This is a genomic window from Planococcus halocryophilus (genome assembly GCF_022489025.1).
Lineage (GTDB): Bacteria > Bacillota > Bacilli > Bacillales_A > Planococcaceae > Planococcus > Planococcus halocryophilus_A.
In genome coordinates this window covers 1-13,053 of the sequence record NZ_JAKVTG010000001.1, presented here as the reverse complement: position 1 = coordinate 13,053, position 13,053 = coordinate 1, and the positions used below count along the sequence as shown (strand labels likewise).

Sequence of the window (13,053 nt, the reverse complement as noted above, 5' to 3'; positions counted from 1 at the left end):
AAAATTAAATTATTTCTCTCCACTTTCCAATCATAAACAAGGCTAAATATCTACGTTCGTGATATATTAGAAGTACAATCTCCCTCATGATTTTCTCACTTAAATAAGCCTTATACATACGCTGACTCTGTTTCAGCGCACTAACTAAAGGGGTGAGAAAGGTGCTTTCTTCTAAATGGGTAAAAGTCACAGCCGCGTTGCTTCTGATCCTATTTACCGTCTTCTCTTTCTCTAGTCTGTCTCAAGCCGCAAGTTCCACATATATATCAAAAGGCAACACATCCAGTAAAGTAGTCGCGCTCACGTTTGATGATGGTTCAGATGGCACAAACATTAACAAAATTTTAGACGTTTTATCTGCCAATAAAGTGGATGCAACATTCTTTTTAACTGGTTCTGGCGCTCAAAATCATCCTTCTTGGATTAAGAACATTTCAGCTAAAGGCCATCAAATTGGCAACCACTCCTTTTCACATGCTGATTTCACAAAATTGTCGGCGGCTAAAATGAAAAGCGAACTTGCTACAACAGAAGCAACGCTTAAAGACATTACAGGAAAATCGACAAAGCCGATTTTCCGCGCTCCCTTTGGCGCATCTAATGCAGCTGTTTTAAAAGCCGTTGGTGATGCAGGCTACACTCATACCATACAATGGAATATTGACACCGTTGACTGGAAAGGCGTTTCTTCGACACAAATCACTAATAAAGTAATGAATAACATTGTTCCTGGATCTATTGTGTTGATGCATACGGGTGCTGGCGCATCAGGAACACCTGGGGCTTTACCAGGCATGATTAGCAAATTGAAAGCGAAAGGATACACATTTGTTACAGTATCCGAGTTGTTGAAACTACCTTCTGCTCCTGTTACTGGAACAAACTATACTGTTAAGGCTGGTGACACGCTTTATAGCATCGCCAAAAAATTTAATGTAACTGTTTCGGCATTAGCTAAAGCCAATAACATCACTAACTATAATTTAATCCAGGTCGGTCAAGTATTGACGATTCCTGGAAAAACGACCACACCTCCTGCAACAGCTGTTAAGTACACAGTAAAAGCTGGAGACACGCTTTATAGCATTGCAAGAAAATATAATGTTACCGTTACAGACCTAGCTAAAGCCAATAACATCACCAACTATAATCTAATCCAGGTTGGTCAAGTGTTAACGATTCCTGGAAAAACGACCACACCCCCTGCGACAACTGTTAAACATACAGTTAAAGCCGGTGACACACTTTACAGCATTGCACGCATCTACAAATCTACAGTAGCTAAAATTGCCGCAGCCAACAATTTAGCCAATGTCAATTCTATTCGCGTTGGACAAGTGTTAATAATTCCATAATAATGGAATTATCTCATGCAACAAAATACTCATAAAAAAAAAGAAATTCCCGACTAACGGGAATTTCTTTTTTATCTACATATAAGCAAATTATTCTTTATTCACAATATCCGAAACATAGTAAAAACCATATTCATCCATTACAATGGTATAGGTTTTGCTGCGTTCTTGAACAGACCAATTACCATCAGCGTCTTTGAAATCAAAAGCTTCTTCTGTTTGTACAACTGCATAATCATCAAAGATTTCAACATCCGAGATATCCAATCGAGTAAAGTTGAACTCCATCCCTTTGCCAGAGATATCTGAAATGTATTGACTTATACCATTGTAAATTTCACTTTGATAAACGAGTAAATTCTGTACATAGAAAAAGTCTTCTTCTTTCAATGCTAGTTCGTAATAATAACGGAAATCGCCAATAAATTCGCTTAAGTTGGCTTCATTAAAATTCATTTCCAAATCAATATCGTATTCATAATTTTCGTCTTCATAACTATCGAAATCTTCGTATACATCAAATACTGTCGCGACTTCTTCTGCCGACATGGGATTGATTACCCATTGAGATAATTGTTCATGCATTGAATACAATGGAATAGAAAAGCCAATTGAATCGCCTTCTTCCATAACTAATGAGTTGATCCCAATTACTTTCCCGGTTGTCGCATCTACTAAAGGTCCGCCACTGCTTCCGGGTGCAATTTTCGCATCGATTTGATAAATATCTTCATACGTAAACTCTTGGTAAAAATCACGATCAATTCCTGTTATATAACCAATTGACGCAGTATTTTCCAATCCTGCTGGACTGCCGAGCGCAATAACTTCTGTTCCAACATCCGTTGTACCCATTTCAGCTTCTAATGGCGTAATGCCTTCAAATGCTGCTACATGAATCAATGCAATATCCGATTCACCAGAAATTCCGACCACTTTACCTGGTTGATCTTGCCCGTTAATATTACGAACGACAACATCTGTAAATCCTGCCACTGCATGAGCATTTGTTACGACCATTCCAGTATCAGAAAACAAGAATCCTGAACCTTGTCCACCTTCAGTTAATACTGTATATACTTTTTGCTGTGATTCCTTAATGATTGCCGTTTTCTCTTTTTTCTTCGGTTCTACTTTTTCTTCCTGTTCAGAAGGTGGCACGATATTTTCTGCTTTTGTTACCGCCCCTACTATTTCTTCTTCAGCTGGAACTGTTACTTCTGGTTCTTCGATTTCTTCAACTTCTTCAGGCTCTTCTACTACTTCTGGCACTTCCGGTTTCTCCGGCTTGGTTTGCTCTTGTTTAGAAGGCTCCGCATTGTTGTCCATTAATTGAGCAGACCCGATCCCAACACCAAGTAATGTTACTACTAAAATAACCGAATAAATAAGGTTACGTTTTTTTTGTTTTTTAGTTCTTGTCTTTATAAGTGAATGCCCACAATCTTTACAGAATTTAGAGCCTTCTACATTTTCAGTTCCACATTTGTCACATTTCATAGTTGTACCTCCTTGATGTTCTAGCATAAAGTTCTTTATTTTCTTCCATTATAAACCTTATAACGTAAAACAACTACTTAGGGTTGCAAGATGTAATGAAGTCTTCGCATTTGTAATAAATCTATCAATTCAGAAGATATTTTTATTACACAAATCAAATTCACATCTATAAGTAAGTGGAAATGGCATTTTTTATTATTTTATTCTATTCTTTTTCTTTTCATTTAATGATATAATCGATTCAATAAAATACTATTTTTTAGGAGATACGAAAATGAACGATTTTACAAATGTATTCAAGAAGACTTTAGACTTTAAAAGTAGGTCGCGCCGAAAAGAATATTGGATGTTCATATTATGGACTAGTATTATTTCAGTAGTTTTATCCATCGTTGAACTTGTATTGAACTTAGAAATCACGTCAGATTTAGGACTTTTAAGCACTATTTTTTCGCTTGTTATTCTAATTCCAAGTATATCACTTTCAGTTCGCCGCTTACACGATATCGGGCGTACAGGTTGGTGGTTATTACTTAGCTTTATCCCTATTCTTGGATGGATTGCTTTATTCGTATTCACATTACTTGATAGCGAGTCAGGTACAAATAAATACGGTCCAAATCCAAAAGAATTTGGACATGACTTTAAACCAGTTAGTAACTAAATTACAAAAACACTGAAATTGTCTTTTCACAATTTCGGTGTTTTTTTTTTGCATAATTTATTTTACATCTATTTCTTGCAGTTTTTCTTGAACCGTTAATAAGCATTCGAATTTAGTCGCGATGATCGTTGGTTCCAACTCATTTTCTTTTGAAATAATAGTTGTCTCTTGCAGTAGGTCGTTTAAGGTCGTTTGATATAGCTCATATTCTTCAAAACTTAACGATATTGGATTATCTAATTCTAAATTTATTTTATTTAAGTCTTTCTCTATGTTATTTACAGATTGAATATCTTTTACATTTAAATTCTCACTTATTTTTTGTGACTGCTTTTCTAATTCAAAAATCCGGTTTGACATATGCGCATCTGGTTGTGCCAAAACAAATACTATGGCAAAAATAGCAAGTACTACTCTCCAATATATCTTCTGCATATATTTTTCCTCCTCCAAAAAAATTCGGCGTTATTAACAGCTGCTAATAGTTTCGCCGACCATAAACTTTTTTCAAGAAGTCTTTAGAAGTTCTTAATCTCTGCTTTACAATTCGAGCTGCTAATAGATAAATGAAATCTCAAATTATTATCATGACTACTACTCGATTTATTTAGCTTTAACTCAGTCGAATTTAGCAGTACAACTGTTTATAATGAAAGTTATCCATACAAAGTAATGTGGAGTTTGCTGGGAAAGTTTGATAAAATAAGCAAGTAGTAGTGCGATAGAAAAAGGAGATTATTATTCATGGTAATGTTATTTAAGCGATCAACTAAACCGAATACTAGACAGTTGAAAAAGTACAATCGGATAGTAGCATCTATTAATGCTCTTGAGGCAAAGTACCAAGCCATGTCCGATGGGGAACTTCAGCAAATGACTACCATCTTTAAAGAACAAGTAAACAAAGGAATTAAGATAGAAAAAATCATTCCCGATGCTTTCGCAGTGGTCCGTGAAGCTTCAAAACGCGTATTAAGCATGCGTCATTTTGATGTTCAGCTATTAGGCGGTCTTGTTTTAGCGGAAGGGAACATCGCTGAGATGCCTACAGGAGAAGGAAAAACATTAGTATCATCTCTTTCGGCATATGTAAGAGCTTTAGAAGGAAAAGGCGTACATATTATTACAGTGAATGAATATTTAGCTAAACGAGATTTTGATCAAATTGGTCAAATTCATCGCTTTTTAGGATTAACAGTTGGTTTAAATCTTCCTCTAATGCTTAGCGATGAAAAACAACAAGCTTATCAAGCCGATATCACTTACGGTGTCGGAACAGAATTCGGGTTTGATTACTTACGGGATAATATGGCTCCTACTTTACAAGAAAAAGTTCAACGTCCTTATCATTACGCAATAATTGATGAAGTCGATAGTGTTTTAATCGATGAAGCGAAAACCCCACTTATTGTTGCTGGAAAAATGAAAGCCAATGCGGACCTACATAAAATCGCATCTATGCTAGCTCTTCGTTTTGTTGAAGATGAAGACTATGAATACGATGATGAAACAAAAGCGACATCATTGACTGACAAAGGCATTGAAAAAGTAGAAAAGGCATTTGGTGTAGATAACCTTTACGAACTTGAACATCAGACCCTCTACCATTATGTTATTATGGCTCTTCGTGCTCGGGTTATGTTTATACGTGATGTCGATTATATTGTAAAAGACGATAAAATTATGTTGGTCGACATGTTCACAGGTCGTACTTTAGACGGTCGCACACTTTCTGATGGGCTTCATCAAGCACTTGAAGCAAAAGAAAAAGTCGAGATTACAGAAGAAAACAAAGCACAAGCTCAAATAACCATCCAAAACTTTTTCCGTATGTATCCGCTTCTTTCTGGTATGACAGGAACGGCTAAAACACAACAAACTGAGTTCCGAGAAGTTTATGGCATGGACGTTATAGAAGTTCCTACCAATCATCCTAAAGCCCGCGTTGACTTAGTAGACCGTGTATTCCAAACGACACATCAGAAATACACAATAGTGGCAGAAGAAGTTGCAAAGCGCCATCAAACTGGTCAACCTGTTTTGATTGGAACAACTTCTATTCTACAATCAGAAGCCGTAGCTACTTATTTAAAAGAAAAAGAGTTAAATTTCCAATTGCTTAACGCAAAAAGTATGAATGAAGAAGTTTATTTGATTTCTCAAGCAGGTCAGTTAAACCAAATTACTGTGGCGACAAATATGGCGGGACGCGGAACTGATATTGTTCTTGGAGACGGCGTAGCAGAACTAGGCGGTTTGCATGTGATTGGAACAGAAAAACACGAAAATCGCAGAATTGATAATCAATTGCGTGGAAGATCCGGGCGTCAAGGCGACCCAGGTTCCTCTCAATTTATTATTGCGCTTGAAGATGATATGTTTAAACGCTTCGCAAAAGAAGACGTTGAGAAGTTTGAGAAAAAGATGAAGACCGATAAATTCGGAGAAATTACCAATAAAGAAATTCATGAACTAACTGAACGGACGCAACGAATTGTTGAAGGCTCTCACTTCTCTATGCGAGAATACAATCTTAAACTAGACGATGTCATCAATGAACAACGAAAAATCGTTTATGATTTGAGAAACCGTGTACTGGCAGGCAATGAAAACTTTGAATTGGTACAAAGCATGGTTCGTGATGCCGCTGATTATGTTATTTCAGAAACTCTCCCTGAACATGAAGATATTCAACTTATACACCTAGCAGCAATTAAACAAGATTTACAACAATTACTAGGGGAAACAATTAATATTCCAGATCAATTGAGTAAGCGTAAAGAGATTGATTTGGCAATTGAGCCTTATTTGGAAAGCATTTCAAGCTTTATTGCTTTAAGTCAAAATGATGAAAAAGTGAACAGAACAGTACAACTTGTTATGCAACCTCAAATTGATTCAATGTGGGTCAAGCATCTCGAATCAATGGCTCATCTCAAAGAAGGTATAGGTCTTCGCTCATATCAACAAGAAGACCCTATGAGAATCTACCAAAAAGAAGGCCTTGAACTATTCGCCATGAATTTCCAAAACTTACGCTATCTAATTGCTTCCGAAATTTTAGGATTCTTGCGCAATTTGGCTAATCAAGAAAAGGGGTAAATGTAGTGAAAATTTTTTCTTTTTTTAATAAAACAGATAAAAACGGTAAAGAAGCAGTTATTTCATCTTCCGAAATGACTGAGTCGTCCAATAAACCTTCTTCAGTAGAAGAAGTAACACCAATTTTATCTATTTCGCCACAATGGGAAATTAGCAAAGAGCAAGAATATGTATTAAAGTTTCTTTCAAATGATCTACCAGCCTTGCAAGAAGACCAATTATCACTTGCTGGGATTAATATTGAAGCGGACCCTTATACGGGAGATTGGAATGTGCAAGCATTTTTCCGATCTTCACTTAATCGTCCAATAACAATGGAAAAAGCAGAGTTGGTACTACTTGGTCCTAAAAAAGAAACCATTGCTTCACAGGAATTTGATTTGTCAGAGCTAGGAACTATTCCACCTCTCGCAAATCGACCTTGGATTTTCACATTCCATAAAGATGCTATTCAAATTACAGAAATGCCTGCTGCCGATTGGTCATTAGCCTTTAATGTTCAATCTCTTGTCCCACATGCATTGGACTTAGACAGCACATGGGAAAAAGCACTAACAGCCAAAAAGAAATCAGTATTAAGAAATCTTGTGAATACATTACCAAAGTTAAACTCTCAAGAATTGAATTTAACAGGATTTCAAACAAGTTTTTCAGAAGAAGGCAATTTAGCTGTGTCAGTCTTTATTCGTAATGGTTATTCAAAACAAATTGAATTAGAAAATTTACCATTAGAAATTTTAGACGCAAACGGCCATTCAATTGTCCAAGGTTCATTTAAACTAGCTCCTCTTACCATTAAAGCCAATACAACAAAACCTTGGACCTTTATTTTCCCTAAAGAAACATTACAAATAACGAATCCAGATTTGTCACGTTGGACTGCTCGAATCCCTAACTAAAAGTAAATAGCTGCTATTTACGTAGTATAAAACCAGCCCTTCTTAAAAAAGTGGCTGGTTTTTCATTGTCATTATCGACACCTTCGACCAACTGATTTAAGGAAGGTATCGTGTTTTTTTATTTATATGACAATCAATGCCCATTGCGGTGTATTTTTATTTCACATCAATTTCCTGTAATGTTTTTTGAACTGTTACTAACTGTTCGAATTGATTTGTTAAGTTCATTGGTTCTGTTTCTCGCGAGATGGTAGTTGTATCTTGTATTAACTCATTCAAGGTCGATTGATATTGTTTGTATTGATCAAAGCTTATGGTGTTTTCGCCTTCTATTTGCGCACTTAAAATACGCAGTTTTTCCTCTAGCTCCTCCATTAACTGATTTTCATAAGGAGTTGGTAATTCACTCCTTTCATAAGATGCTGGAGATTCTTTTATTTGATAAGCTTGTGTGTTTAGTTGCGTCATCCAAACAAATCCCATTGCCAGAATAAAAATAGATGTTTTCAAGAACAAAGTCTTTAACTATTTTTCCTCCTTCAAATGATTAGTCGTTACATCTAGCTTAACTCATCCACTAAATGCCGTCCCTTCTCCTTTGAAGTCTTTAGAATTTCTTAATCCCTGATTTACAATCTATTTATCGCGTCGTAGTTTTCGACATTGAATTTCGGAGTATTTGTAGAAATGCCTCGAGTTCCTGTTTCGTGGTATTTTTGGAAATTGATATTCGGATAAATTTGCGGGCAGCATCTTGCGCTATCCCTATAGCACTCATTGCAGACATCGCTTCACCAGCGCCAATCTTACAGGCAGTTCCTGTTGAAATCGCCACCTGATGGCGATTACATTCGAGCATCATCCACTGCCCTTCTACATGAGGTAATAAAACCCCTAAAATAAATGGCGATTTTTTAGCACTATTTCCTATCATCCTAACATCTTCTGGTAGGTGTTCTTGTAAATAAGACTGCAAATTTTCAGCGTGCTGAAAAACTTGTTTTTGTTCTGATATGGCTTCTTTTGCAGCAATAGTTGCCGATACAATTGCTGGAACGTCTATCGTTCCGGCGCGAAAGCCTTGCTGATGCGTAGTTCCTTCATAAGTCGACTCCCAGTGGATGCTAGGGTCTAGCCACACGATGCCCACTCCCTTTGGCCCACCGATTTTATGTCCTGAACAAACGGCAGAAGTAACACCTAAACTAGCCAAATCTACCGGTATTTTACCGACTGCTTGGACAATATCACAGTGAAAAGGAACAGCAGTCATTTTCGCAATAGCAGTACATTTTGCTATTGGCTGAATGGCTCCCATTTCTGAGTTGACCAACTGAATGACCACTAAAGCCGTTTGATCCGTAATCATTTTTTTGTATTCCTCTAACTCAAGAACTCCGTCTCTATCAACTGGTACATAACGAATTCGGTACCCTTCCTTTTCTAACTCATGTAAGGTCGTCAGCACAGAAGCATGTTCAAGTTGTGTGGTAATAATTTCGCGATTGCTGCCTTTACTTCCACGCAGCAAAGAGCGAATCGCCAATTGGTTTCCCTCTGATGCATTGCCGGTAAAATACATCCCTTCTCCTCGTACATTGAGCAATCCCCCCCACATCCGTCGGCACGACTCATATAGCATCAAAGCATCTGAGCCGTTATCATGCAAACTTTGCGTATTTCCAAAAACCTCTCTAGCTGCAGTGACATAAGCTTCACTAGCAGATTCCCGCATAGGAGCTGTTGCTGCATAATCCAAATAAATTGCCATTTCTCCATCATTTCCTTCACATACTATATTTTAATCTTGTAATCACTTTAGCTTTATGTCATTAATAGTGTCAAGACACTTGTAAAGTTGGTGTAAACTTATGTTTGATGTTTGTATAATCGGAGGCGGTATCGCGGGACTAATGTTAGCTCATTCTCTTTCTTCTTCGTTGTCCATTGCGGTGCTTACAAAAGAAGATTCATTTTCAAGTAATACGGCTCTAGCCCAAGGAGGGGTTGCTGCGAGTATTGGTCCCGGAGACCACCCGACTAGTCATGCCACAGATACATTATTCGCAAGCGCTGGTCATGCAGATGCTGAACGTGTGAAACTTTTAACAACTGAAGGGCTAGCAATAATTGAAAGCTTGTTATCACGAGGATTACCCTTTGACGCCAATCAAGCAGGACTCCCGCTCCTTGGTCAAGAAGCGGCACATTCCACAAAACGAATTCTTCATGCGGGAGGAGATCAAACAGGAAAAATGTTCTTGCAATATTTCTTAGCCGTAACTGAAGATCACGTTAAACGCCTGCCTTACAGTTCTGTTCTTGAACTCGTGTTAAGAGATGGCCAATGTGTTGGCGTCTGTATAGAAGACGACCAAGGCAATCGCTCTATCATTCAAGCGCACCATATCGTATTGGCGACCGGTGGTATCGGTCAATTGTATAGTCAAACTTCCAACTCCTCAGTCGCTACAGGAGATGGCTTATCACTAGCTTTTCATGCAGGTGCCGTCTTAGAAGATTTGGAATTTGTCCAGTTCCATCCCACTGTCTTAACTCTTAATGGCGAGTCACATGGATTGATTTCCGAAGCAGTCCGTGGCGAAGGAGCTTGGCTTGTCAATGCTGATGGACAACGCATCATGACCGGTGTTCACCCCTTAATGGAACTTGCACCACGAGACATAGTTGCTCGTGCCATTGAATGGCATTGGCAGCAAAAAGGACCTGTCTTTCTAGATGCTCGACCCATTCAGCAGTTCAAGTCAAAGTTTCCTTCGATTTTTACAAATTGTCATAATCTACATATCAATCCTGAACAAGAGTTGATTCCTGTTAGACCTGGTGCTCACTTCCATATGGGAGGAGTTCAGACCGACGAATGGGGAGCAACAACGGTTCCTCGTCTATATGCCATCGGAGAAGTGGCTTCGACTGGTGTGCACGGCGCAAATCGACTAGCCAGCAATTCCTTGCTTGAAGGCTTGGTGTTCGCTAAACGTTTAGCCAGCAAATTACTAAGTACCGGTTTTAATTTTAAAGAAAAAGAAATTCAATTAGCCGAAGTGACAAAAGAATTCGCTTTGCCTGTTAATCTGCAAGTGCGCATGACAAAGCAAGTAGGGATTTTAAGAGAAATAGACAAACTACAAAAATTCAATGCCGATTTCCCTCTTCGCCTTTTTGATTTACAGCATTATTCTAGTCAACATATCAAGCACATTCACCGGTATACTGCTTGCAGTTTGATCGCTAAAGCTGCCTTACTGCGAGACGAAAGCCGTGGCGCCCATTATCGGAGTGATACACCAGATACTTCTGCACAGTGGACTGGTAAAACAGTCGAATTGTCTTTAACCGGCCACACATTTGGAGAGCGCCTATTACAACAAAAGGAGACCGTGTCATGAATCGCTTAAAAGCGGAAAAAGCTATCAAAAATTTTTTATTAGAGGATATTGGAGATCGTGATTTGTCATCTATCCTTTTCAGTCCGGAAGATCGTGGTGAAGCAGTTGTTCGTCTAAAACAAGACGGAGTTATCGCCGGATTACAATGCTTTCAATGGGGATACAACTTATTAGATTCTGCAGTTACAGTAGAATTTTTAAAAAAAGATGGCGATTGGGTAAAATCTGGCGAAGCTATCATTCGCATAGAAGGACCTATTGCAGTGTTATTAGCTGGAGAGCGAGTGCTTTTAAATCTGGTACAACGCATGAGTGCGATCGCGACATTGACTGCGAAATGTGTGGAAGTTTTAAACTCTCCCCACACACGCATTGCCGACACAAGAAAAACCACACCTGGACTGCGAATGTTTGAGAAATATGCAGTGCGGACTGGTGGCGGATTTAATCATCGAAATGGGCTATACGACGCTGTCATGTTAAAAGACAACCATATCGTCGCTGCTGGATCTATCCATCAAGCCGTAAAAAAAGTACGCGAACAAGTGGGACATATGACCATGATTGAAGTTGAAATTGAAAATTTAGCTCAATTACAAGAAACGATCGAGGCACGTCCAAACGTTATAATGTTCGACAATCAAACTCCTGAAACGCTAGCTGAATGGGTAAAACTCGTACCAGAGTCGATCTGCACAGAAGCTTCGGGTGGCATTGGATTAGAAAATTTAGCGGCATACCGTCATACAGGCGTCGATGTGATTTCTATTGGAGCATTAACTCACAGTGTTCACAACCTTGATATCAGTATGAATTTAACTAATTCACATAAGGAGGCAATTTATCAATGACTCTATTTCTAAAAGAATTACAGCAAGAAGAGGGTATGCCCGCTTCATACTTACAAGCAACAACTGAGGAACTGCATGCACGTGCAAAACTTGCTCGCTCGAAACTCGGAGATCGTTTATACATACTCGGTCATCATTACCAGAAAGACGAGGTTATCCGTTACGCTGATGTGACAGGCGACTCGCTTCAACTCTCTCAAATTGCCGGACAGCAAACAGCAGACTATATTATTTTCTGTGGTGTTCATTTCATGGCGGAAACTGCAGATATTCTAACAAATTCTGAGCAAGCAGTTATTTTGCCCGATATGCGCGCCGGTTGTTCAATGGCAGACATGGCCAATATTGATCAAACAGAACGCGCTTGGCTACAGCTACAAGAACTTTTCGGCGATACAATTGTGCCATTAACTTACGTCAATTCAACTGCAGCGATTAAAGCGTTTGTCGGACGCAACGGCGGAGCTACGGTCACTTCTTCTAACGCTGAGCCGATGGTGCGCTGGGCTTTAACTCAAAAGCAGCGCATGCTGTTTTTGCCAGACCAGCATCTTGGACGCAACACAGCCGTGAAATTAGGCATTCCGCTTGAGCAAATGGCCATTTGGGATCCGATAAAACAAAAACTCGAAGCGCAATGTCCGCTAGAAGACATACAAGTTATTTTGTGGAAAGGCCATTGTTCTGTACACATGAATTTTTTACCGAAACACATTGACAACTTACGGCAAAATGAACCCGACCGCAACATTTTGGTGCATCCAGAATGCACGTATGAAGTGGTGAGTCAATCCGATTTTGCCGGGTCGACAAAATACATTATTGATATGATTCGAGCGGCTGAACCTGGGTCCAAATGGGCAATTGGTACCGAGATGAATTTGGTAAACCGGCTGATTGCAGATCACCCAGATCTTGATGTCGTGTCGTTAAATCCTTTTATGTGCCCTTGTCTAACAATGAATCGCATTGATTTGCCTCATTTAACATGGGCTCTTGAAGAATTGGTAGAAGGACGTGTTATTAACCGCATTCAAGTTGAGGCCAAAACGGCGATTGAAGCAAAATTGGCTTTGGAAAAAATGATGTGATTTAAGGAAGGCATTGCGCCTTCTTTTTTTATTTGCTTTTATTTGCGCGAGGTGCGGTCTTTGCCTCTCGAGGTGCGGTCTTTGGCTTCTGAGGTGCGCTTTTCGCCTCCGGAGGTGCGGAATGTACCTTTCAAGGTGCGGTCCCTCCAAATTCACGCAAAAAAAGCCATTCCCCAAAAGG

The 13,053-nt window shown here is 38.9% G+C and carries 11 protein-coding genes; 7 read left to right on the top strand and 4 right to left on the bottom strand.

The features are described from left to right. The first annotated feature begins 161 nt into the window (after window positions 1-161). Window positions 162-1,355 carry a LysM peptidoglycan-binding domain-containing protein gene (locus MLE13_RS00055; RefSeq protein ID WP_240747440.1) on the top strand — a complete coding sequence of 398 codons (1,194 nt, stop codon included), beginning with the start codon at window positions 162-164 and terminating at the stop codon, window positions 1,353-1,355. 90 nt (window positions 1,356-1,445) lie between these two features. On the opposite strand, the gene MLE13_RS00050 is transcribed toward MLE13_RS00055, so the two are convergent. Then, window positions 1,446-2,855, bottom strand: coding sequence for a trypsin-like peptidase domain-containing protein (locus MLE13_RS00050; protein WP_240747438.1), 1,410 nt, complete (start codon window positions 2,853-2,855; stop codon window positions 1,446-1,448). Between the two features lie 274 nt (window positions 2,856-3,129). Between MLE13_RS00050 and MLE13_RS00045 the strand changes: the two genes are divergently transcribed. Next, on the top strand, window positions 3,130-3,519 hold the full coding sequence (locus MLE13_RS00045) for a DUF805 domain-containing protein (RefSeq protein WP_240747437.1): 390 nt from the start codon (window positions 3,130-3,132) through the stop codon (window positions 3,517-3,519). A 57-nt stretch (window positions 3,520-3,576) separates the two neighbouring features. Here MLE13_RS00045 and MLE13_RS00040 read toward each other — a convergent pair whose 3' ends face one another. Next, window positions 3,577-3,954: a hypothetical protein gene (locus tag MLE13_RS00040; RefSeq protein WP_240747436.1), complete on the bottom strand. Its 378-nt coding sequence runs from the start codon at window positions 3,952-3,954 to the stop codon at window positions 3,577-3,579. 309 nt (window positions 3,955-4,263) lie between these two features. Here MLE13_RS00040 and secA2 point away from each other — a divergent pair, with 309 nt between their 5' ends. Together secA2 and MLE13_RS00030 are read left to right on the top strand one after the other, a co-directional pair. Beyond that, on the top strand, window positions 4,264-6,621 hold the full coding sequence (gene secA2 / locus MLE13_RS00035) for an accessory Sec system translocase SecA2 (RefSeq protein ID WP_240747434.1): 2,358 nt from the start codon (window positions 4,264-4,266) through the stop codon (window positions 6,619-6,621). A 5-nt stretch (window positions 6,622-6,626) separates the two neighbouring features. Continuing rightward, window positions 6,627-7,520, top strand: a complete 894-nt coding sequence (locus MLE13_RS00030; RefSeq protein ID WP_240747432.1) for an accessory Sec system S-layer assembly protein — start codon at window positions 6,627-6,629, stop codon at window positions 7,518-7,520. Between the two features lie 156 nt (window positions 7,521-7,676). On the opposite strand, the gene MLE13_RS00025 is transcribed toward MLE13_RS00030, so the two are convergent. Together MLE13_RS00025 and MLE13_RS00020 are read right to left on the bottom strand one after the other, a co-directional pair. Beyond that, window positions 7,677-7,988 (bottom strand): hypothetical protein, encoded by a 312-nt coding sequence (locus tag MLE13_RS00025; protein ID WP_240747431.1) that lies wholly within the window; start codon window positions 7,986-7,988, stop codon window positions 7,677-7,679. A gap of 172 nt (window positions 7,989-8,160) precedes the next feature. Next, window positions 8,161-9,291, bottom strand: coding sequence for a cysteine desulfurase family protein (locus MLE13_RS00020; RefSeq protein ID WP_240747430.1), 1,131 nt, complete (start codon window positions 9,289-9,291; stop codon window positions 8,161-8,163). Between the two features lie 100 nt (window positions 9,292-9,391). Here MLE13_RS00020 and nadB point away from each other — a divergent pair, with 100 nt between their 5' ends. From nadB to nadA, 3 genes are read left to right on the top strand one after another with little or no spacing between them, the layout of a single operon-like run. After that, complete coding sequence (gene nadB / locus MLE13_RS00015) at window positions 9,392-10,930, top strand: L-aspartate oxidase (protein WP_240747429.1); 1,539 nt, start codon at window positions 9,392-9,394, stop codon at window positions 10,928-10,930. Continuing rightward, window positions 10,927-11,781 carry a carboxylating nicotinate-nucleotide diphosphorylase gene (gene nadC, locus MLE13_RS00010; protein ID WP_240747428.1) on the top strand — a complete coding sequence of 285 codons (855 nt, stop codon included), beginning with the start codon at window positions 10,927-10,929 and terminating at the stop codon, window positions 11,779-11,781. The genes nadB and nadC overlap by 4 nt, the downstream gene beginning before the upstream one ends. Further along, complete coding sequence (nadA, locus tag MLE13_RS00005) at window positions 11,778-12,872, top strand: quinolinate synthase NadA (protein WP_276323754.1); 1,095 nt, start codon at window positions 11,778-11,780, stop codon at window positions 12,870-12,872. Before nadC ends, nadA begins: the two co-directional genes overlap by 4 nt. Window positions 12,873-13,053: the final 181 nt, after the last annotated feature.